The 21,611-nt window shown below is 46.7% G+C and carries 18 protein-coding genes; 4 read left to right on the top strand and 14 right to left on the bottom strand.

The features are described from left to right. Window positions 1-315 precede the first annotated feature (315 nt). From QH73_RS27050 to QH73_RS27040, 3 genes are all read left to right on the top strand, one after another. Window positions 316-2,667: an amylo-alpha-1,6-glucosidase gene (locus tag QH73_RS27050; protein ID WP_039713656.1), complete on the top strand. Its 2,352-nt coding sequence runs from the start codon at window positions 316-318 to the stop codon at window positions 2,665-2,667. 156 nt (window positions 2,668-2,823) lie between these two features. Next, window positions 2,824-2,916: a cytochrome b6-f complex subunit PetN gene (gene petN / locus QH73_RS27045; RefSeq protein ID WP_015156680.1), complete on the top strand. Its 93-nt coding sequence runs from the start codon at window positions 2,824-2,826 to the stop codon at window positions 2,914-2,916. Window positions 2,917-2,924: 8 nt separating this feature from the next. After that, window positions 2,925-3,104, top strand: a complete 180-nt coding sequence (locus QH73_RS27040) for a hypothetical protein (RefSeq protein ID WP_132867289.1) — start codon at window positions 2,925-2,927, stop codon at window positions 3,102-3,104. Window positions 3,105-3,242: 138 nt separating this feature from the next. Here QH73_RS27040 and QH73_RS27035 read toward each other — a convergent pair whose 3' ends face one another. From QH73_RS27035 to ftsH, 13 genes are all read right to left on the bottom strand, one after another. Beyond that, window positions 3,243-4,793, bottom strand: a complete 1,551-nt coding sequence (locus QH73_RS27035) for an alkaline phosphatase D family protein (RefSeq protein WP_039713657.1) — start codon at window positions 4,791-4,793, stop codon at window positions 3,243-3,245. 192 nt (window positions 4,794-4,985) lie between these two features. Further along, window positions 4,986-5,666 carry a hypothetical protein gene (locus QH73_RS27030; RefSeq protein WP_039713658.1) on the bottom strand — a complete coding sequence of 227 codons (681 nt, stop codon included), beginning with the start codon at window positions 5,664-5,666 and terminating at the stop codon, window positions 4,986-4,988. A gap of 42 nt (window positions 5,667-5,708) precedes the next feature. Next, a complete protein-coding gene (locus QH73_RS27025; protein ID WP_052289773.1) occupies window positions 5,709-6,743 on the bottom strand; it encodes a response regulator in 1,035 nt (344 codons plus the stop codon). An 18-nt stretch (window positions 6,744-6,761) separates the two neighbouring features. Further along, a complete protein-coding gene (locus QH73_RS27020) occupies window positions 6,762-9,341 on the bottom strand; it encodes a hybrid sensor histidine kinase/response regulator (protein WP_039713659.1) in 2,580 nt (859 codons plus the stop codon). Window positions 9,342-9,343: 2 nt separating this feature from the next. After that, the gene (locus QH73_RS27015; protein WP_052289774.1) at window positions 9,344-12,085 is read right to left on the bottom strand and encodes a methyl-accepting chemotaxis protein; all 2,742 of its coding nucleotides are present in this window, start codon (window positions 12,083-12,085) and stop codon (window positions 9,344-9,346) included. Continuing rightward, the gene (locus QH73_RS27010; RefSeq protein ID WP_039713660.1) at window positions 12,082-12,576 is read right to left on the bottom strand and encodes a chemotaxis protein CheW; all 495 of its coding nucleotides are present in this window, start codon (window positions 12,574-12,576) and stop codon (window positions 12,082-12,084) included. The genes QH73_RS27015 and QH73_RS27010 overlap by 4 nt, the downstream gene beginning before the upstream one ends. Window positions 12,577-12,606: 30 nt before the next feature. Beyond that, window positions 12,607-12,972 (bottom strand): response regulator transcription factor, encoded by a 366-nt coding sequence (locus QH73_RS27005; protein ID WP_039713661.1) that lies wholly within the window; start codon window positions 12,970-12,972, stop codon window positions 12,607-12,609. Between the two features lie 322 nt (window positions 12,973-13,294). Further along, window positions 13,295-13,642, bottom strand: a complete 348-nt coding sequence (locus QH73_RS27000; RefSeq protein WP_132867287.1) for a hypothetical protein — start codon at window positions 13,640-13,642, stop codon at window positions 13,295-13,297. Window positions 13,643-13,989: 347 nt separating this feature from the next. Beyond that, a complete protein-coding gene (locus QH73_RS26995; protein ID WP_039713663.1) occupies window positions 13,990-15,162 on the bottom strand; it encodes a n-acyl-d-glucosamine 2-epimerase in 1,173 nt (390 codons plus the stop codon). A 94-nt stretch (window positions 15,163-15,256) separates the two neighbouring features. Then, the gene (locus tag QH73_RS26990) at window positions 15,257-15,748 is read right to left on the bottom strand and encodes a P-loop nucleotide/nucleoside kinase family protein (RefSeq protein ID WP_132867285.1); all 492 of its coding nucleotides are present in this window, start codon (window positions 15,746-15,748) and stop codon (window positions 15,257-15,259) included. A 12-nt stretch (window positions 15,749-15,760) separates the two neighbouring features. After that, window positions 15,761-16,741: an NAD(P)-dependent alcohol dehydrogenase gene (locus QH73_RS26985; RefSeq protein WP_039713665.1), complete on the bottom strand. Its 981-nt coding sequence runs from the start codon at window positions 16,739-16,741 to the stop codon at window positions 15,761-15,763. A 146-nt stretch (window positions 16,742-16,887) separates the two neighbouring features. After that, a complete protein-coding gene (locus QH73_RS26980) occupies window positions 16,888-17,145 on the bottom strand; it encodes a BrnA antitoxin family protein (RefSeq protein ID WP_039713666.1) in 258 nt (85 codons plus the stop codon). 163 nt (window positions 17,146-17,308) lie between these two features. Continuing rightward, the gene (gene ftsH, locus QH73_RS26975; protein WP_052289914.1) at window positions 17,309-19,171 is read right to left on the bottom strand and encodes an ATP-dependent zinc metalloprotease FtsH; all 1,863 of its coding nucleotides are present in this window, start codon (window positions 19,169-19,171) and stop codon (window positions 17,309-17,311) included. 486 nt (window positions 19,172-19,657) lie between these two features. Between ftsH and QH73_RS26970 the strand changes: the two genes are divergently transcribed. Continuing rightward, complete coding sequence (locus QH73_RS26970; RefSeq protein ID WP_015156693.1) at window positions 19,658-20,203, top strand: NADPH-dependent FMN reductase; 546 nt, start codon at window positions 19,658-19,660, stop codon at window positions 20,201-20,203. 37 nt (window positions 20,204-20,240) lie between these two features. On the opposite strand, the gene QH73_RS26965 is transcribed toward QH73_RS26970, so the two are convergent. Beyond that, window positions 20,241-21,407, bottom strand: coding sequence for a ferrochelatase (locus QH73_RS26965; protein WP_039714540.1), 1,167 nt, complete (start codon window positions 21,405-21,407; stop codon window positions 20,241-20,243). Between the last annotated feature and the right edge of the window lie 204 nt (window positions 21,408-21,611).

The raw sequence follows: 21,611 nt of genomic DNA, 5'->3' as shown, positions 1-21,611 counted from the left end.
TTGTTACTTTATGAGTTGACCCCTGTATTGAAAGCTAAGATTTTTTAACTTTGATGCAGATGTCTTTCATTAGTCGTATCTCTATTTAAAATCTGTTTACAATAATTTATATTGTTCAAATTAGTGTAATTAATTATTGCTGATGCTTATAGAAATTACAGATATAAGCTGCAACTTTAAGCGCAAAAGTCATAGAGAAAAAGTTGTCGCTGAAGGTAGTAAAGCCAATAAAAAAATTGAGATCGCAGCCTCTACTAAGAAGGTTGATAATAATAAAACTGGATCGCACACCTCTGACAGCAAAAAGCCTTTGGTATGACACTGGATACGATAGCAACACAAGACAGATTAGAGATAAGTGGTAGAGTATTCGTTCCCGCAGAACAATTGCCAATTCCAGAATGGCCCTGCGTGTTGAGCGAAAGACCACAGCCAACTTTGACGATTAAAGACGACGATCTATTTTTGGTGACAGATACGCTAGGAAATATTGCTGGCGGCTGTTATAGCGATGATAGTGCAGCTAGCATGGGGTTATTTTGCTGCGATAGCCGCTTTCTGAGTCGCTTAGAATTACAGATTGAGGGGCGATCGCCTGTTTTACTCAGCAGTACTGCCGATAAAGGATTTTCCCTTTCCGTCTTATGTACGAATCCTACAGTAGATAATCGCTTAAAAGCTGACACCTTGGGCATTCGTCGCGAATTAGTTTTGAATGGAGCGCTATTTGAAGAAATAGAAATTTCCAACTACAGTACGAGTGCCGTCAGCGTTGCTATTAGCCTGAGCTTTGATGCCGATTTTGTCGATTTATTTGAAATTCGCGGCTTCAATCGAGAAAAGCGCGGTAAACTGCTACGGCTTGCTGCAGTAGATGGAAGAAGACAGAGGGACAACAGAGTTGATGGATTTGAGGAAGCAAGTCGCAAGTCGCAATTAGATCGCGCACCACTCTCATTCCCGACTCCCGACTCCCGACTCCCGACTCCCGACTCCCAACTACCAGAAACACTCACCCTTGCTTATCAGGGTTTAGATAATTCCATCATGGAATCGCGGTTGCAGTTCCAACACACTCAGCCAGATTCATTCAAAGGCTATACGGCAATTTGGCAGCTAGACTTGGCTTCGCACGAAACCAAAAAGCTCGGTTATCGATTGTCAATGACAATCAACGATCGCTCGGCTTCTACCGTTAACGCTCCCAATACATTAGTCCAAGCAAGAGCAGCAGAAGACTCAGAGGAACTGCACTGGTGTCAACAAAGCACGCGAATTCGCTCTGATAAGGCTGATTTCAACCATATCGTCGAGCGAGCCGAGCAAGACATGTATTTGCTACGGCAATCTTTTGGTAAGTATAAAACTGTTTCCGCTGGCGTACCTTGGTTTTCTACTCTATTCGGACGAGATTCGCTGATTGCGGCAGCTCAAACTTTAATGTTAAATCCGTCGATCGCCCGCGAAACTCTAATTTTACTCGCAGCTTATCAAGGCAAAACTGAGGACGAATGGCGGGAAGAAGAACCAGGCAAAATTCTACATGAAATTCGCATGGGAGAAATGGCGCGCTGCCAGGAAATCCCCCATACGCCTTATTACGGTACGATCGATGCTACTCCTTTGTGGTTAATGCTCTATGCCGAATACTTTGCCTGGACTCACGACTTAGAAACCCTAGATCGTTTGTGGTCAAATGCTTTAGCCGCAATGGATTGGATCGATCGCCGCCTCAAGCCAACGGGATATTTATCCTACTTTCGCAAGTCACGCGGAGGTTTAGCCAATCAAGGTTGGAAGGATTCTGGCGATTGTATCGTTAATCGTCAAGGAGAACTCGCAACGGGGGCGATCGCTCTATGCGAAGTGCAGGCTTATGTCTACGCCGCAAAAGTGCGACTGGCAGAAATTGCTCAGATGAAGAAGCGGCTCGATCTTGCCGAAAAGTGGCAGGATGAAGCCAGAGAGCTGAAAGTTCGATTTAATCGCGATTTTTGGCTGTCTGACCAAGATTTCTGCGCATTGGCGTTGGATGGGGAAGGCAAACCAGTAGATAGTATTACCTCTAATCCCGGGCATTGTTTGCATCTAGGCATTTTTACACCTGAAAAAGCTTACAGCGTTGCCGAACGGCTCCGAGCGCCAGATATGTTTAACGGTTGGGGAATTCGCACTTTAAGCAGTTTATCCCCTGCCTATAATCCGATGGGCTACCATCTCGGTTCGGTCTGGCCTCACGATAATTCTCTGATCGTGCTGGGACTGCGATCGCTCGGGCTAGTGGATCAAGCTTTGGACGTATTTCAAGGGTTATTCGATATGACACTTCAGCAACCCTACCAGCGCCCACCAGAGCTTTTCTGCGGCTACGAGCGCAATGGCGATCGCGCTCCCGTCCAGTATCCCGTGGCTTGTTCTCCTCAAGCATGGGCAACGGGAACCATTTTTCAGTTATTGCAAACAATTATCAATCTCGTACCTGATGCCCCAAATAATTGCTTGCGGGTCATCGATCCGGCTTTACCAGACTCCATCAATCGTCTATCCATACACAATCTACGTGTCGGTCCTACCTTACTCGATCTAGAATTCGAGCGTGCTGGCAATACGACTGCCTGTCGCGTGGTCAAAAAACGCGGTAACCTGCGCGTAGTCATCGAAGCGTAAGAGAGTGGTGCGTGACTAGTGACTGGTGACTGGTGCCTAGTGGATAGAGAAACATCTAGCCACTAGCCACTAGCCACTGATAACTGATAACTGACAACTGATTCCTAGTATGATTAACACTAGAGTTGTTTTGTGAATTTGTTGTAACAGATTGTTATGGACGCTATTTTGACACTGGGTTGGGTTGGATTGCTGGTAACTTTTACTTGGTCTATTGCTATGGTCGTTTGGGGTCGTAACGGACTGTAATAAATCCCGTGGATACACTACCAGTTTTCAACATTCTGGCGATCGCTGCGTTTGGTCTTTTACTAGCTGTCACTGGTGGGATCGGCTACCTGACACTGGTAGAATGGCGCGATCGCCGTCGTCGCGATCGGGAAAACAAAGAACTTCGTCGTTCTAGCAAGGCAAAGAAAAGAGGGGCGAGGAGTTAGGGGTTAGGAGTTAGAGGAAGAGAGTCGATGGAGAAAAGTCAATTCGCAATTCGCAATTGATAGCGGTTTTCAGTTGGGTAAAATACGCGAACTGTAGGGGCGCACAGCTGTGCGCCCCTACAAATGTCACGCTCACTCCTAGCTCCTCACTCCTAATTCACCGTTCTCCACGACGAATGAAGCGAGTGTTCTCACACTGGCTTCGGGTTGGCGGATGGTTGAAACAATTCGGTAGTTGGTGACGAGGCGATCGCGTGTCAAGTGGCATCGAACGTACCCCCGATAAGTTCCGTTAAAAAACTTGGTGTGGGGGTTTCTACTCATTGCGATCGTCGCCGTCGGAATAAACTGCTTGGGAAAATTGGAAGAAATAGAAGTGCCGACAAACTCAGTGCCAACGGTGGGAGAATTAGGATTTTTAAAGTCAAGTTTGAGGTCGTGTACCCAACTGGAATGCACGTCGCCTGTAATCACGATGGGGTTAGCAGGTTGGCGTTGTGCTAGAAATTTCAGCAATCGCTGACGCGCTGCAACGTAACCGTCCCACTGATCGAGGTTGAATAACTCCGAACGAGAGCGCGGATCGACATCGAATTGAGCCATTACGGTTTGTTGGGCAAGAATATTCCACCGTGCTGGGGAGCGAGTTAAGCCTCGAAATAACCATTGTTCTTGCTGGTGTCCCATCATCGTCGTATTTGCAGCGAAAGCTTCCTGGCAGCGAGATTTAAATCCGCCGCCACAGGGCTGCTGAGTCCGGTACTGGCGCGTATCTAAAATGTTGAATTCAGCTAAGTCACCAAAAGTAAACCGACGATAGAGCTGCAACCGAGAGCCTTGGGGTACGCGATCGCGTCGTAAGGGCATATGCTCGTAATAAGCTTGGTAAGCAGCCGCCCGCCGCCGCAGAAAAGCAGATGGCGAGTCGCCGAAGCTAGAGCGATCGCCTGCATAGTTATTTTGCACCTCGTGGTCGTCCCAAGTCACGATCCACGGAAAGGCAGCATGAGCCGCTTGGAGATTGGGATCGGTTTTATATAAAGCGTAGCGGTTGCGGTAATCGGCAAGGCTAACAGCAGCGGGAGTACGGTGCGATCGCACGCTATCGGTGCGGGAGCCGCCATCATAGATGTAGTCACCTAGAAAGACAACTAGCTCCACATCTTCCTTGGCTAAGTTTTGATGCGCCGTATAATAACCGTTCTGCCAATCTTGACAGGAAGCAAAAGCAAAAGTTAGTTGTCCGAGTGCCTCATTCAGTGCGGCAGTGGTGCGCGTGCGTCCAATTGGACTTTCGGCATCCCCTGCTTGAAATCGATACCAATACCAACGTCCGGGTTGCAACCCTTCTACCTCAACGTGGATGGCATGGGCAAGTTCTGGAGTGGCGATCGCTTCTCCCTGCTGGACGATTTGCCGCATATTTTCATCATCTGCCACTTGCCAGCGTACGACAACCGATTCGGCAGGCATCCCGCCACCTGCAAGCGGATCGGGTGCGAGGCGGGTCCAAATGACGACACTCTCTGGCAGTGGATCGCCGGAAGCTACGCCTAACTTAAACGGATACTGGGAGAATTTCGGTTTCGCGATCGCCGTTTTTGTCTGCCATTGACTCGCGATCGTTCCAGCCGCCAAAGCCGCTGTACCAAGCAGCAACTCCCGCCGCTGCAATTTGTTATTCGTCATTTGTTATTCATCATTTGTAACAAGTGATGCGTGTTGATAGGGTGTGGAAAGTGTGGGAGGACACTCGAAGAATTTGCTCTCTCAGCTCTCTTTCTCTCCCTCAGCAACCTTGCGCTCCCTCAGCTTTCTTTTCTCCCTTGTCTTCTTTCCCTCACTCCTCACTCCTCACTCCTCACTCCTCACTCCTCACTCCTACCGCGACAGCAATTGTACGATTGTTAACCCAAGGGCGATCGCCACTGTCAAGCCAGTGATTGTGGTAAAGTTGCGGATCATTTGCAACTGGCGCTCGGTATCGCGCAAACAGGATTGCGTCAGACGCAATTCTGTTTCAAGGTTTTGTTGTTTTTCAAAATATTGGGGACTAAAGCCTGCTTGCTCTAATTTTTGAATAAAATCTTCTAGTTCTGCATTTAATTTAGTATCGACAATTTCGCTAATTGCCGCGTGCGTTGCCTCGTCAGCCGTCCATTCTTGCCAAAAATGCTTCAGTCGCTTCGATACCTCTTCGCGTAATTCGCTGACTTGCTTGGCGAGTTCGGCATTGTAGTTACTTAAATGAATATCCGCGCTACCGAGTTCGTCTTGTAAGTGTGTTAATTCTCCTTTAAATTCTCGCCAACGGACATCAATTGCAGTTTCGATCGCCGCTAGACGTAAGTTAACATCTGTTTCTAAGTTGATGAGGTCTGCTTTATTTGCTTTGACCTGTTCTAGATTTGCTTGTAATTGTTGGTATGATTGCCCTAGAGCGGCAAATTGAGCTGGAATTTGTGTGAGTGAATCTAAGACAGCAAATGATTGTTTGAGGCGATCGCGCAGCTCTGTTAGTTCTTGTTCCACTGATAATAGTTCGGTCAAATTATTTTTCATAAGATTTTTTTGACTCAGGCTTTAATTCGGACTTTAAATAAATTATCCAAAATTCTTCAGTTGTGCCAAACTTTGACGAAGAGCAATGATTTTCTCGTTCAAAGCATTGCAGTTTTCACTGACGGCACGAAGATCCCTGATTTGTTTTAGGACTAACAAAGTGCGATAAGGTTGGGAGCTATTACCAAATAAGCGCAAAGCTTCTGTAAGTAAAAAAGATAAATCCTGGTTCTGGTTCCAAGGAGCATTGATATGGGTCAACCAGTTAAAGGCAGTAGCTGGATCGACATCTACGCCCGCTTGGTAAAATAACAGTAAATCATCAGACGACAATTTCTGGTCAATTCCTGCTTGAAAGCCGACACCGAGATGTCTTAAGGCTGCATGGCGGTCTGGTGAGTGGCTCTGAGACGATAAAACGCCAGCTAGGTAAAGGGCAGATAAATTGAGCGGTTTTTCCCATAGCTGTTGCTTAACGTAAGCTAGCAATTCTTCTACCCAATTTTGACTGATGGCAAGGTGAATCGTTTCTGATAGAGACTCGGGATCGAAACGATCTAATTGTTGTTCTACCTGACGCTGCCATAGCGACAGCACCTTAGTCTCCGCAGCTACAGTCGTTTTGGTAATTGGCATCGCTTGGATGCGCTCGCTATTCCGCCCTGTAATTTTGCCGCTAATTTTTTCCAGCAATCCAGGACCAATTTGAGTGTATCCTTTGTGTACGGCGCGAATCACGTTGACCAGTTCTTCGGCAGGGGTATCTTTCAACAGATAACCCTTGGCTCCAGAACGCAACGCTTCAGCTAAATATTCCTCATCGTCGTAACCGCTGAGAACGATCGTTTTGGTGGCTGGAAAGCGTTCGGAAATGATCCGCGTTGCTGTCACTCCGTCCATTCCAGGCATCCGAATATCGATCAGCGCGATATCGGGTTTGAGCATGTCTACTTGTTCGATCGCCGCTTGACCGTCGCTAGCACTGCCGATAATATCCATCTCAGGATCGAGTTCTAGCAATGCTTTCAGCCCTTGGCGAATCAGTTTTTGATCGTCTACCAGCAATATCCGAATCATGCAGCAAACATTGACAAGTTAAAGGGTGGTGACTGGCAAGAGGTTGGCAATCGCTTGCAGTAAGTCGTCCGTGCAAAAGGGCTTGGTAAAATACTCCGTCGCACCCAGACCGAACGCTGTTTGTCGATGCCACTGATTTTCCCGCGAGGTCAATACGATGACTGGGAGTTTTTGCCATTGGGAGGAAGCACGGATTTCCCGTAGTAAGGATAACCCATCTACGCGGGGCATCTCCAGATCGGAGATGGCTAGGTCGAAGCGTTCCTCTGAGGAAGAGAGCTTTTCTAGAGCCTCTTGCCCATCACGACACTGTACTACTTTATATCCTGCTGCCGTGAGAATCCGCTCTAAAATTCGCCGAAATGCGATCGCATCATCTACGATCAAAATTTTGGGAATATCTTCAGTTGTAGCTGAAAATGTCTCCTGTCGGCTGCTTTCTTGACGAATTGTTGCTGGTGCGACCGAAAACTGAGATAGCAGTTCTTGAAATCGATCGGGTGAGAGAACGGGAACGATTTCCCCCGTACCCAGCACCGTACAACCAAGTAGGTAATTCGGAACTTTAACTGTAGCGTCAAAAGGCTTGAGAACTAATTCTCGCTCTCCCAACATCTGATCTACAGCCAGCACGACTGTCTCTGCTTCAATTTCCAACACGAGTCCCAAACGTTGGTCTAGTTCGGTAGCGTTAGCGAAGCTTGACGAAGTTATCGCCCCGCGCCGCCATTGGTAAGGTAAAAACTGTGGCAGATAGTACAGGCGAGCTGGGAGATTGCGCCAAGCGATCGTGCTGCCATGCTGCAATCCCGTCTCGTACTCCGACAAAACGATAACCTCTTTAACCTGAGAGGCAGGAACTGCCAAGGTTTGCTGCTGGCATTTGCATAATAGCAGCGGCAAAATATTCAAAGACATGGGAATGCTAATACTAAACTTAGTCCCTTGCCCTGCCGTAGTTTCCACGCCAATCGTGCCGCGCAAGCGCTCGACTTGCAGGCGGACGATATCTAGTCCTAAACCGCGCCCTGATAAAGTCGTAACTGTGGTGGAGGTGGAAAAACCGGAACGAAACAAAAATTCCAAAATTTGCTCTGAAGAGAGTACAGCATTTGAGTCGCACAGTCCGAGTGCTTCAGCTCGTTGTCGCACTGCGGTCAAGTCAATACCGCGCCCGTCATCGGCAAGAGTAATAATCAGTTGATTGCCTTCAGTGACAGCAATCAGACTCATCCGCGCTATGGGAGATTTACCGCTTCCCTGCCGCTCTGAAGCAGATTCGATCCCGTGGTCGAAAGCATTGCGAAATAGATGCAACAGGGGAATTTTCAACTGTTCCAGGATCGCCCGATCGATCGTGGTTTCCCGTCCTTCGATCGTCAACTGAACGGATTTGCCGTAGCGTTGGCTAAATGATTGTTGGGCAGCGGCAAACTGATTTGCCAAGCTACCAAACTTGACTAGGCGCGACTCGGTTAAGTCTCCGCGTAAATCGTCGAGTTGCTGGCGTAGCTCTACCAAAGCTTCCCGCATTTCTAGAGAAATAAATTCCACATCCGCCCTAGCTTCTTGCACCTGGACGATCAGCTCTTGCAATTCTTGTAAAGAATTAGATGTGGGTATTTGGTAAGTCGTAAGTCGTAAGTCGTAAGTCGTAAGTTGGGAGTGGCTAGTGGCTAGTGGCTGGTGGCTAGTAGTAGATAGGGTGTGGGGTGTGGGGTGTAGGGTGTGGGGTGTGGGGTGTGGGGTGTGGGGTGTGGGGTGTAGTGGATTGTTAACTGCTCCCTGCTCCCTGCTCCCTGCTCCCTGCTCCCTGCTCTTTCTGCCAAGTGCAGCAAGTTGGTTGTAAAGAGCTTGCATATCTTCACTAAGGGGGTTGAGCTGGGCAGCCCGCTGTTTTAATGTCAGATCGACCTGATGCAGCTGTTCTTGGTACAAAGATAACCGTTCGTAACTGATAAACAACTCGCCGATGGTGTTATCGATCCGCTCCAGTCGCGATACGGGTATTTTTAAATTTAAACTGCGGATGCCGGAGGCGATCGCCAGGGAATCGTTCAGGAGTTGGGAATCAGTAGGAGGATGCGGTGCGCTCGGATTGAAGCTTTGGGAGTTGGAGAGCAAAAATTCTTCTCCAGTTACCTCAGCTCTAGGACTCGGGGGCAGCGATTGCAAAAAATTTTCAATTGCTGTTGTTGTAGGTAGTAAGGTCGTTGCTTCTAGGCGATCGACTCCTTCGGGATTGCCGATCGCAGTGACAATCAAGCTACCGATCTGTTCGATGCTCAGGGAGATCAACTCATAGGCTAACTCCTGCTGTTCCACCCGTTCGTGCTGTAAGGCTTGTAATAGGTCTTCTAGGTGATGGGATAGGCGGCTCAGGGTGGTAAATTGAGCGATTCCCGCTCCACCTTTAAGGGAATGAGCTGCCCGCAGCATGGTGGAATATAACCCGCTCAAATTCACCTCGGGATCTGTTGCTTGCAACTGGCGAATTCCCTGTTCCAAGACTGACAATTGGTCTGGGGCATCTTCGTACAGGAAGCAAGTGCGTATTTCTTGAGTAATTGCCTCTAAGCTTGCAGCATCCAGCACCATAGTTAATCTTCTACTCGAAATCGGGACACGGAAAGTTGGAGTTCGCGGGCGACCTCAAGGAGTTCTTGTAGAGTAGATAGCACGGCAGCAGATTCGGTCGAAGTTGTTTGGGCGATCGCTGCTACTGTCTGCATGGTTTGATTGACCATACAGGAGTTATCTGCTTGAGAAACTGTCCGCACGGAAATTGATTGCAACAATTGGTCGATTTCTTGACCGATCTGTGCCATATCTTGCAAGTTAGTTTTCGTTTTTGCCACCAGCTGAGTTCCTATTGCTACAGAGGCGTTGCTAACTTCCATCGTTTTTAGCACATCGCTGGTTCCTTGCTGGATAGTTCGTACCAGTCGGTCAATTTCTTTAGTTGCGTCTGTGACTCTTTCTGCTAAGCGCCTGACTTCGTTAGCTACGAGGCGAAAGCCTTTCCCATTTTCTCCAGCTCTCGTTGCTTCGATCGCGGCGTTGAAGGCGAGGACGTTGGTTTTTTCAGAGATTGTCGAGATAATGCTGACGATTTTAGAAATTTCTTGGGAAGATTCCGCTAGCCGTTTGGCTTTTACCGTTGTCTCCCAAACATTAGCGCGGAGTGTTTCCATGCTATTGACGGTTTCATCCATCGTCCGATCGCTATCTTGGGCTGCACCTAGTGCCTGACGAGCGATGGTGGCGGCGGTTTGGGCAGAACTGGCGATCGCTTGAATCGATTGTTCCATTTCTTCTACCGAAGTCAATGCTTCTGCCACTGTTTCGGCTTGGGTGTTGGCTTCACAGGCAAGTTTTTCTACAGAAGCTTCGCTATCTACTGCTGAAATTTGCACCTGTTCGGCGGCTGATTTAACTTGCAAGACTATCTCGCGCAAGCTGGCAATAACTGTATTAAATGCATCAGAAATTGCGCCTGTTTCCCCCTGCGAGACTTTAGCTCTGACAGTTAAGTCGCCGTGTTTAACTGTTTCCGTCTCTAATAGCAAGTTGATCATGCCCCGCTGTAGCCTTTCTTTTTCCTGACGCTGGCGGGTTTCTGAGGTGCGCATTGCCTCTAGGTTCGCTTCAATGTTTGCCGTCATCGCATTTAATTGCCGCGCTAGAATGCCTATTTCGTCGCCGCGCTGAGAATTTTCTAATCTCTCTCCCTGCTTGCCCTCACCTACTGCCTGAGCGAATTCTGCTAGTCGTCTGAGCGGGCGGGCAAAGGTACTGGCAATTGGAATTGCCATCAATGCTGCTATTAATAGCATTCCCACTCCAATTCCATAGGCTGTTTTTTGCTGTTGGGCAAGCAGCTCGTCTAATTCTGACATTGGGCGAGCTACAAAGGTCATGCCTACAGGCTTGGCTTTGGTCGGATTGAGTTCTTGCTGGTGGTCGTACAATGGTAGGTATATGCCCAGATATTCTGCACCAGCAATTGTTGTTTTAGTAATGAATTCTTGTCCTTTACCGAGAACGGTGGCGGCTATAGCTTGAGGCGATCGCGTGCCGATATCTCGGGTTTTGCCGTCGCCAGCCGGAATATTAGAGGAAATTCGCCAGTCTTGGGCATAGACTGCCGAGATGGGAATGCCCACCCGTTGTTTTATACTATCGTTATTTAAAAAGTTCCGGTTTTCCACTGAGCCGACAATGACAGTGCCTACGACTCGATTGTTGATTTCGATCGGGTGGACGACGACACCCACTAAAGCAGCTTTCCCACCATCGATGCTGGCTTGACTTGCAGTTGAAGGCTGTGCTGCTTGAGCTGGCGACCGTAACCTGATATTTGCTTGTTTGTCTTGCCCCAAACGTTTGAGAAAATCTCCCTTCCATAACTCCATGCCTTGCAGCGTTTTGCCCGTGCGCAAGGCATTTTGAATGATGGGAATATCTGCCACATTTATCCCCAAGGGCAAGGACACGGGCTGATATTGTGGTGAGAGTTGAAGTTGTTCGGCGGAGGGGTTGAACGATCCTGGGGATAAGGTTTGAATGTATTGGGCTACCGTTCTACCCCGAGCATCGGTGACAATTCTCAAGTTTTTTTCTACTGAGTCGCTTTCATCGGAAACTTTCAAACTTTCCATGTAGGTTTGCAATTGCTGTCGATACGCACTGACTTGCCTTTGACTGTTCAAATCGATCTTCAAAGTTTCGATCAGCCGAGCGATCGTATCTGCCTCTGTCTGTGCCTCGTCCACACTCCACATCACGTAGTCTTCAGTGAAGTACGACCCGTCCCTTTGTAATGACTGCTTGGCTTTTTGCAGTAGGGTGTCTCGGGTGACTGTGACAATTCCTTGTGTGATGACGACGATTGGCAGGGCGGTGCTAATTATTAAAGCAATGGCGAGTTTGGTGCGGAAGTTGAAGTGTTGCCAGACGTTGGTAATTCTGCTACCAGCTACTCTCATTTTGAGCAAGAGTGGCTGTGGACTAACAGGACTTTCTAGCGCCTCCCCCAGACTTGATTTTGATTCTGACAGTGGTTTGCCCGTTCCCCAGCTATTCGCCTCTTGCCACCTATCAGATTTTTCCAGAGTTTCCAGCGCCTTTCTTGCCACAGAGCCGTAAATTCCATCGGGATCTTGCGCGATCGCTTCTCGGTAAAATGCGGCAGCTTTGATAACATCTCCCGTCTGCTCTAAGGCATTCGCGAGCGTAATTTTATTCACCAAATCTTTTGGTTCGCGTTCGACTTCTGCTGCTAGCGCCGCAATGTGCTGTGGCGTGGGCAGATTTGGATAACTTTTGCTAGATGCTGTCATGGATGTACTGAGGTGCGATCGCAGGTGGATAGAGCCGTAAAAATAGCATTCACATTCAGAGCAGTTACGGGGCGTTCGATCTGGGCAACACCAATGCCATAGAGCTTTAAAGCTGGCGGAAATTCTGTCGGTACGGGCTGTAACTGCTCTGAATCAAGCGATACAATTCCCTTGAGCAGCGACACCACACAGCCGACTTGCCGCGAATCTTGCTCTCTTGCCACGTGACCGCTCCCGTTCAGCACGACAAGAGTTAAGTTGGTCTTGGCATGAGCGTTTTTGACCGAACTAACTAGCCCCAACAACCCGCTTAAATCTAGTACCCACAACAACTTACCACGCTGATTTGCTACCCCTAACAATGTTGATGCTACGCCAGGGATGGGGCAAATTTGCTCTAGCGTTAAGGTTACTACACCTACCGTCTGTTCCAACGGTAATAACAGTTCGATTACCGGCGATAGCTGAATGTGAAAGTATTCGGTGAGCATTAGAGCCAACTAGGCAGTGGAATGCGGTGACTAACTGAGATGACTACATACTGTCTGGACTAGATCGAGTGGTGCAAAAGGTTTAGCAATATAAGCATCTCCTCCTTGACGTAAAGCCCAAAACCGATCGAATTCCTGATCTTTCGAGGAACAAAAAATAATTGATATATCTTCAAATGTCGGACTAGCACGCAGTTGGCGACATAAATCGAGTCCGCTTATCCCAGGCATAACAATATCTAATACGATCAGATCTGGTCGGTGGTTGACTGACAACCAGTGCAAAGCAGATTCTGCCGAGTCAACACAAACCACATTCAAGCCAACTTGTTGCAACAAAGCCACTATCAACCGTCGATCGGTCGGGCTGTCTTCAACAACTAAAACGGTTTTCATCTATAAATTTCAGCTAAAGTAAAAAATATCTGGTTGTAGTTGTTGATAGTTGACTTTTTCTAGTTTTCCGCCGTAGAAGTAAAATTGGGTTTTGTATTTACTAGGTTATATTTGTTCGGGCGTTAACTTAACTCCTAAAACAGGAACTTATCAAAATTTTGTAAACTTGTCTAGAGATAGCAGCAGATCTTAACCGTAAAATTGTATACAGGCAAGTAGCGAATAGGTCGGCTCCGGGTAGGGGGCAGGAAAGAATTTATACTAAATGACTCACCGCTCGCCAACTGTCACTGACTACTCGCTAAACTACCGACTTGCTTATTTACGGGTTATCGATAATAACTTGAATCCCTCGGTCAATTGTTGCGTCTGCTTCTGCTGGCGTGACTGGTCTAGGGGTAAATAAATCTCTTTGTAATGGCTTAATTTGGATGGTTCTAGTGGCTGGCAGTCTGGCGGGAGCAGGCGATCGCTTTGTTGAGGTTTCTAGTTCTATCGTGCCTAAAATTTCTGCATTTCCTCGGGCGATCGTTTGCTTCTGTAAACTTTCAACTGTTGAGATTTTATTTATACCAGAGTTAACCTCTGTTTGAGCTAAAACTGGTTGACCCAAGGCGGCTGTTACTAGCAATATAGCAGTTGCAATAAGAGAAAATCGTAGGTAGAGCATAGCTTTAGCTTGTCAAAACAAGCGCGAGGTTCGAGTAAACTTCTACACTCCATAGGTCGGCAAATAAGTACGTATATTGCAAACACGCACCAACCTAATTCGCACCACTGCTAATTTCAATTTTAGTTGTGCTTGATTAGATCGGAGTTTTAATTTATTTAATGGTACTAAAACCGCTTAGTAAAAATCTGTATCGAGACTAACTTAGTTTTTCTCTTATCTGCGAGGAGAGCCGGGAGTTGGCGAGTGGCTGGCGGCTAGTGGCTGGATTCTTTATCTATTCACTAGCCGCCGGTCATTGATAACTGATAACTGATAACTGATAACTGATAACTGATAACTGGTCACTAGTCACTAGTCACTGATAACTGTTGCCAACAAAGATATAGCGCCCGTGGAACGTGGAAACAACCTTTCCATTTGCCACCTTTAAGGTTTAATAATACTTGTCCCTGGCGATCTAAGTAACCGAACCATTCGCCATATTCAGGATCGGCAAAATGCGACCAAGTGTAGTCGTGCATTTTTTGATACCACTCCCAACACGCTTCGCGTCCCGTCAGGCGATATCCCATTGCCAGCGCTACCAATGATTCTAAATGCACCCACCACAGTTTTTGACTCCATTCCAGTTGCTGAGGCGGATGTCCATCAGCATCCATAAAATAGTACAAGCCACCGTATTCATTATCCCAGGCAAAGTTGAGAATGTTGAGGATTACGTCAACCGCTTGGTTAATCGTTTTCGGATCGTTGTGGCGGCGTGCAATATCGATGATGAACCACATAGCTTCAATCCCATGACCGGGATTAATCAGCCTGCCATCAAAACAGTCAATATGGGAACCATCGGGAGTCACGTTTTCATACATTAACCCGCGATCGCCATCTAAAAAATCGGTCATAACTTCGCGCACGGTGGCGGCTAAAATTTCCTCTAGGCGATCGCTGGGTAACAGCCAGTCCATTTCTAGAGACAAGTTGGCTAAGATCATCGGTACTGCGAGCGATTTGAGCGATCGCGTCCCAGGATATGCTTTGTTATATTTACCTTTGGGGTTATTCTGGCGGCGCAAGACGTTGTTGTAAGCTTGCAAGGCGATATCTTTTGCCCAATCTTCTCCCGATGCTAAGGCATACTTACTAAATGCCATTGCTGCGAAGCAATCAGAAAAGATATTGTATGGTTGTACCAAAGGATTGCCAGCGCGATCGAGTGCAAAGAACCAATTACCTTCAGGATCTCGTCCGTGTTTTGCTAGAAAATTTGCGCCATTTGCCGCAATTTTAAGCCATTCTGGACGTTTTTCTAGTCGCTCGTACAGCATGGAGAAGATCCAGACTTGGCGATTTTGCAACCAGATAAACTTGTCGGTATCGTAAACTTTCCCCGCGCGATCGAGACAAGTAAAGTAGCCGCCTTGTTGCCAGTCGATGGAATGCCGTTCCCAAAACGGAATCACATCGTTGAGCAGAGCATTCTTGTACAGTTCAGCCAGTGCTGGAAAATCTTGCTGCATAACTTATGGATAGCACGAGTGGATAGCACGAGGGAGCGATCGCCACAATTATCACCTTGCTATAGGTAATTCACAAGGGTTGTATCGCACGTCTTCAAGAGCGATCGTAGACGACAATGTTAAACTGCTCATCCTCGGAGGGAGGCTGAAAGTACTTGGTGATTTCCTCAAAAACTGTATCGCTGGCAAAAGCTGATTCCGATTGATTTTTACTTCGCTCTTTTAATTGACGTTTGCAAAGGTCATCAGTTGCGTTAATGAAATATAGCCTATGAGCTGCATTAGCTTTCTCAAACAGTCCGCGAAACCACTTGCGTTGGTTGATTGTGTTGGCTGAAAAATCTAGAACGACCGATATTCCTCTAGAGAGGAGATCGCTGACATGGGATGAAATCGCAGTCCGAAGGCGTGGCGAGTATTTAATATAGCTTGGAATATCGACAATTTCGTCAGGGTAAAGTTGGACAAGTAGCTCGTCTTCAACGACAAGAATCGCGTTGTATTCTTTGGCTATTTGTCTGGCTAACGTAGATTTTCCCGCAGCCATTTTTCCACAGAAGAAAAATAGAGTTGATTTGGTATTCACTTTAAATTTTTCTTAGGTTTGGCGATCGTGCTTCACAGTTATGACAACACTTCCTTGTTTGTGTCCTTGTTCGACATACCTGTGAGCCTCGGCAGTTTGTTCCAATGGATAACGCCGATCGATAACTGATTTTATCTTCCCCGCCTCAATCAGCTCTTTGAGAAAAATTAAATCTGCTTTACGCTCGATTGCTATCCCGCCTATGACTTTCTTGCTGCTTGTCATTGAAGTCCATAGTCCTCGAAGTATCGGGGACAAATCTATGTGGACAGCTCTGAGATAAATTCCTTTTTGCTTGAGCGATCGCAGACAACCTGAAAACGAACTCTTGCCTACCGTATCAAAAATAATATCGTAGGTCTTACCGCTTTTCGTAAAATCTTCTTGAGTGCGATCGATTACCGCGTCGGCTCCCAGAGATTTCACTAATTCTAAATTTGCCGTACTACATACCCCAGTCACTTCTGTTTCAAAGTACTTGGCAAGCTGCACGGCAGCCGTACCTAACGCTCCAGAAGCCCCATAGATCAGAACTTTTTGTCCGCTCTGAATCTTGCCCTTATCTCTAAGGAAAATCAGTGAAGTTGTTGCCCCAAAAGGAATGGCGGCGGCTTCTTCATAGGTCATGTTAGTGGGCTTTATGGCAATCGCTCCTGCTTCAGGCAGACATATGTACTCAGCATTAGCGCCAAGACCGATTCCTGCTCCAGCAAACACCCGATCGCCTGCTTGGAATTGCGTTACATTTTTGCCAACCGCTTCAATTTCTCCAGCTAGCTCGCTCCCCAGGATCGCACTCTTTTTAGGTTTTATGAAACCATAGAAAAATCGTACGGCGAATGGGTCAGCCTTTCGTAGGCGCAAATCCGCCGACGTTACTGTTGTCGCATGTATTCTTATCAATACTTCATTATCCTTGGGAGTAGGTTTTTCTACCTCCTTTAACTGCATAACCTGCGGCGATCCGTATTCCGTGCAGACAATCGCTTTCATGAATGCTCCTCAAAGATAGCTTTAGTGTAGTTCACCACAATCTACACCAATGAGTATGCAAAAGTGGCGGTAGATAACCTCTTGAACTCAGCACCAAAGGCTTTCGTTCGTTCGCTGCCGTGACGTGTTAGCCATCAACAAGCACCTTAGCGCTTAATACGTTCAAGTTCTTCGCGAACCACTCTGCGTAAGATTTCCTCTAAAGGTTCGTGACTCTGCTGAATATGCTGGCGCAGAGCTTCGTTAATCATAGTTTGATAATTTCCTCCGCCTGCACTGTGAGCTTGTTCGCGAAACCATGCTAAAACTTCGTCATCTAACCGAATTGTGATACGAGTTTTTCCGGGTGGTGTTGGATCGATCGCCCCTCGTTTACCCCGACTAAAATCATATTCTGTTTTCATTGGTAAGCCATCTCAATTATAGTATGCACATCTGTACATACTACCAATAGAACAGCGCCCCAAGAAGTTATTCGATCGCATTTATCATACTTGTTAAATAAAGCATCATTTTAAGCCATAAAAAAGTAGGGTGGGCATTGCCCACCCTACTAACAAGTCAAAACTAAACAACGGATAATTTTTGCTCTTTTTCTTGCATGTATTCGGTGACAATTTGCCGGAATTGTTCGCCTTCAATTGTCTCGTTATCGACTAACAAATCTACTAAGCGATCGACTAAATCGCGATTTTCGCGGATAATCGTCCGCGCTTTTGTAAATGCTTCAGTTGCGATCGCCCTAACTTGATTGTCGATTTTTCTTGCCATTTCTTCGGAATATTCCGATCGCTCCATCCACCCTCCCCCTAAAAATACCTCGTTATCGGGGCTTTCTAAAGCGACTGGACCTAAATCTGACATTCCATATAATGTCACCATTTCTCGTGCTAGGTTAGCCACCATTTTCAAGTCTCCAGAAGCGCCCGTAGTGACTTCTGAATCGCCAAATACCTCGGCTTCAGTGGCTAATCCTCCCAGGGCGATCGCAATTCGGTCTAAAATCCAAGCGCGACTCCGCAAGTAGCTACTATCTACATTTTCTTCGTCGGGTACGCTCTGAGCAAAACCACCAATTCCGCCCGAACGGGGAATAATTGTCACCTTATTTAGAGGATCGGAATTTTTCAGCAACGTAATTAATAAAGCGTGTCCGATTTCGTGGTAAGCCAACAACCGCTTTTTCTTACTATCTAATAAAGGTGTGAGCGACAACCCAATCGTAATTCGGTCGATCGCATCCATAATTTCCAACGGTGTAATCGCCTCTTTGCGCCGCCTTGCCGTCAGAATCGCCGCTTCGTTGAGTAAATTCGCTAGATCTGCACCAGAAAAACCAGGCGTGCGTTGGGCGATCGCTTCTAAAGAAACGGAATCATCCACTTTCTTATTACGGGCGTGGACTTGTAAAATTCCCAATCGTCCTTTGTATGCTGGCAGATCGACTGTGACTTGGCGATCGAATCGACCGGGACGTAATAATGCCGCATCAAGTACGTCAGGACGGTTAGTCGCAGCAATGATGATAATTCCCGTATTGCCTTCAAACCCGTCCATTTCTGTGAGGAGTTGGTTGAGAGTTTGCTCTCTCTCGTCGTTTCCACCACCAATTCCCGCACCTCTTTGTCTGCCTACCGCGTCAATTTCATCGATAAATATTAAGCAAGGGGCATTTTCTTTCGCTTTCTTAAATAAGTCCCGTACTCGCGATGCGCCAACACCAACGAACATTTCCACGAATTCGCTACCGGAGATACTGAAAAATGGGACTGCTGCTTCACCCGCGATCGCCTTCGCTAGTAATGTTTTTCCCGTTCCAGGGGGTCCAATTAACAAGACTCCCTTGGGAATTTTTGCCCCAACTGCGGTAAATTTTTCTGGCTGTTTGAGGAAGGTAACGACTTCTTGCAATTCCTCTTTGGCTTCGTCAATCCCCGCTACGTCATCAAATTTTACGCCTGTTTTGGCTTCCATTTGGAATCGAGCGCGAGACTTGCCAAAACTCAGGGCTTGATTAGAAGAATTAGCTGAACGACGTAACAATAGCAACATCAACGCCATCAGAGGCACGATCCAGAGTAAATTCGCTAGCAGACCCATTGCAGCTCTACTATCGGCAGAAGAATTCACTTCCAATGGAACTTGTCGATCTCTAGCTTTGTTAATTAATTCTGGATTTTGTTGTAATAACAATACTTCTTTAGGTGGTTCGTCCGCTTTTTGTCCCTTGAGCTGAACTTTAGCAATATTCTGCGCTGGGTCAAGCTCTATCCTGGTGACATCTCCGCGATCGATGCTGCGTAACAATTCACCGTAATTCAGCGTATTGGAATTTTCTCTTTGCGCCAGTACCGGAGTACCTACAAGCATTGACTGCAATATCATTCCGCTTGCTGCCAAATGCCATAGACTTCGCTTCGCCATATTCATAGCTTTACTGCCAGCTGGCGATCGCCGATCTAATGACTGTTTGCGCGAACCTCTCATATTAGAATGCCCTCTGTCGCTGCCTTGACCCATAAACTGTTTTGCTAAGAACGGTAGGTACAATCCACCGTTCTATTTCATACTTAACAGATTGAAGAGATTTTGCCTTAGCTCCAGCTATAAACTCAATTCTTCCAATCTCTAGTGTAACTTCCTGAATCAGTTGTCAGTTATCAGTTATCAGTTATCAGTTAGTGTTGACTGGTGACTCGTGACTTGCGATCGGCGATCTATTGCCAATTCCTGATTCCCACTCTCCGAAATTTGACATAGCAAGGTAGAAATCGCTATATTTAATTTAAGCATACTCGTAATGACTATGAATAGCAATAGTAAAATGAAAGCGAAGTCTGCAATGTGCTGACAAATCTGAAACTCTTTGATTTACTTTTGCAATATTCAATAAATATCGTCAACAAGGATTGAGATATGGTTAAGATTGTGGGTATCGGTGGCAGCTTGCGGAAAGATTCCTACAGCCAACTCGCATTAGAAATTGCAGCAAGGCGAGTCGAAGCACTAGGAGCAGAGGTAGAGATTTTAGATTTAAGGCAGATGCAGTTACCGTTTTGTCACGGGGGCGATGAGTATCCAGGCTACCCAGATGTAGAACGGTTACAGAATACCGTCCAGCAGGCTGATGGCTTAATTTTGGCTACACCGGAGTACCACGGTAGCATTAGCGGCGTACTGAAGAATGCTTTAGATTTGATGAGTTTCGACCAGCTAGATAGTAAAGTTGCAGGACTAATCAGCGTGTTAGGCGGTCAACCAAATAGCAACGCTCTCAACGATCTGCGGTTAATTATGAGATGGGTTCACGCTTGGGTTATACCGGAACAAATTGCGATCGGACAAGCGTGGAAAGCTTTTGGAGCTGATGGCAAGCTATTGGATGAAAAATTATCGCAACGCTTCGACCAATTTGCTCAAAGTTTAGTTGAGAATACGCGCAAATTGCGTGGTGTTTCCTAAAAATATAGAGACGTTGTATACAACGTCTCTATTTTATTTAATGATGGTGGTGATGTCCGTCGTGGTGATGATGCCCATCGTGGTGATGGTGATGGTGGTGAGCGGACACAACCGCTAAGTGAGGATTAACTGAGAGTGCCTGCTCTGATAGAAGGGCAGCGATTTGAGGATTCGCCCATTCTGCTGCCATTTGCAGAAAGCGGGGATGGGCATTTACACAAGGCATTTGCACGTAGCTAATTGTGGAATGCTTGCGACGTAAGTTGTGAATGATGTGGTCTACGTCTAGTAGAGTTTCATGATTTTCTGTGGCAAAACCAATTGGCATGAAGACGATCGCGGTTGCGCCCAAATCGATCAAATTTTTCGCTGCTTGGAATGCATTTGGCTGCGTCCATTCAATTAAAGGCGTATCGTGGTTGAGCCAGCCTACAGAGATCAGTGGATAGCGGTGGATGAGTTGTTCTCTAACTAATTCGTATAGAGCTTCACTTTCTGCAATCCCCGACGTGAAACCCTTAGCTTTGTGGGGACAACCATGATTCATTAACACGATGCCGATTTGCGAAGGTAGGTAGGCAGACGCAAGCTCGGCGGCGATTTTTTCTTCTACCAACTGCGCCATCAAATTGATGTAGGTAGGTTCGTTGTAGAAAGAAGGAATATAGCGCTGACCTTTCAGCCAGTGTTCTTCACCATCAGCCAACTTTGCTAAGGCATTGTTAACTTGTTCGACAGCAATGCCACTGGTAAAAATAGAATCGACAACCAGTAGAGGATAAATCAGTAGTTTGTCAAATCCTTGTGCCTTAATTTCTGTGAGAACTTGCTCTGGAAGGTAGGGAGCGCAGAAGTTAAAGGCTTTAAAAACTTGGACGCGATCGCCCCATTTAGCTTGTAACTCTTGCTCGATCCCCGCCCGTTGCTGCTCGAAAATCGCATTATGGGGGGAAACAAAGTGGTTGTGTTGATGCTGCCACTCGTGCAAGTCAAACATTGCCAATAGCTTTGCTAAAGGAGGATAGATCCACGTTGGCACGGGGGCAAATTTAGCTGTAAGTAGATTTAAAGCTTGTTCGTTATAGTTGGCGAAATCTGCATAGCTTTCAACTTCACCATAACCCATTAGTAAAACGGCAACTCTGTCTTGGTTAGAATTTGGAGCTGGCGCTTGAGGTTGTTGTTTCTCTGGAGTTGCTACCAATTTCCTTGCCTCGCCTGAATAAATGTTCTGCCAGTTTTTGATGCTCGTAGCAGGGAGAGTATAAATTCTCATACCCCGCGATCGCTGGTACTACTCTTACTCAAACTAGGTTAGCATCCCCTATGGGGGGATTGGTCTATCTATAGGAGAAATACATATGTTTTAAGAATCGAGTAGAGACGTTGCACGTAACGTCTCTACTCG

Origin of the sequence: Scytonema millei VB511283, from assembly GCF_000817735.3 — a bacterium.
GTDB classification, from domain to species: domain Bacteria; phylum Cyanobacteriota; class Cyanobacteriia; order Cyanobacteriales; family Chroococcidiopsidaceae; genus Chroococcidiopsis; species Chroococcidiopsis millei_B.
The sequence above is the reverse complement of the archived record's forward strand: the minus strand, read 5'-3'. Positions and strand labels throughout refer to the sequence as shown.

What these genes read in the sequence shown, in the direction of transcription:
- ftsH (WP_052289914.1), bottom strand. Translation starts at nt 19,171, where the DNA reads ATGAATATGGCGAAGCGAAGTCTATGGCATTTGGCAGCAAGCGGAATG.
- QH73_RS27025 (WP_052289773.1), bottom strand. Translation starts at nt 6,743, where the DNA reads ATGATTCGGATATTGCTGGTAGACGATCAAAAACTGATTCGCCAAGGG.
- QH73_RS27000 (WP_132867287.1), bottom strand. Translation starts at nt 13,642, where the DNA reads ATGCTCTACCTACGATTTTCTCTTATTGCAACTGCTATATTGCTAGTA.
- QH73_RS26980 (WP_039713666.1), bottom strand. Translation starts at nt 17,145, where the DNA reads ATGAAAACAGAATATGATTTTAGTCGGGGTAAACGAGGGGCGATCGAT.
- QH73_RS27035 (WP_039713657.1), bottom strand. Translation starts at nt 4,793, where the DNA reads ATGACGAATAACAAATTGCAGCGGCGGGAGTTGCTGCTTGGTACAGCG.
- QH73_RS27015 (WP_052289774.1), bottom strand. Translation starts at nt 12,085, where the DNA reads ATGACAGCATCTAGCAAAAGTTATCCAAATCTGCCCACGCCACAGCAC.
- petN (WP_015156680.1), top strand. Translation starts at nt 2,824, where the DNA reads ATGGACGCTATTTTGACACTGGGTTGGGTTGGATTGCTGGTAACTTTT.
- QH73_RS26985 (WP_039713665.1), bottom strand. Translation starts at nt 16,741, where the DNA reads ATGAAAGCGATTGTCTGCACGGAATACGGATCGCCGCAGGTTATGCAG.
- QH73_RS27030 (WP_039713658.1), bottom strand. Translation starts at nt 5,666, where the DNA reads ATGAAAAATAATTTGACCGAACTATTATCAGTGGAACAAGAACTAACA.
- QH73_RS27005 (WP_039713661.1), bottom strand. Translation starts at nt 12,972, where the DNA reads ATGAAAACCGTTTTAGTTGTTGAAGACAGCCCGACCGATCGACGGTTG.
- QH73_RS27010 (WP_039713660.1), bottom strand. Translation starts at nt 12,576, where the DNA reads ATGCTCACCGAATACTTTCACATTCAGCTATCGCCGGTAATCGAACTG.
- QH73_RS27050 (WP_039713656.1), top strand. Translation starts at nt 316, where the DNA reads ATGACACTGGATACGATAGCAACACAAGACAGATTAGAGATAAGTGGT.
- QH73_RS27020 (WP_039713659.1), bottom strand. Translation starts at nt 9,341, where the DNA reads ATGGTGCTGGATGCTGCAAGCTTAGAGGCAATTACTCAAGAAATACGC.
- QH73_RS26995 (WP_039713663.1), bottom strand. Translation starts at nt 15,162, where the DNA reads ATGCAGCAAGATTTTCCAGCACTGGCTGAACTGTACAAGAATGCTCTG.
- QH73_RS26970 (WP_015156693.1), top strand. Translation starts at nt 19,658, where the DNA reads ATGGTTAAGATTGTGGGTATCGGTGGCAGCTTGCGGAAAGATTCCTAC.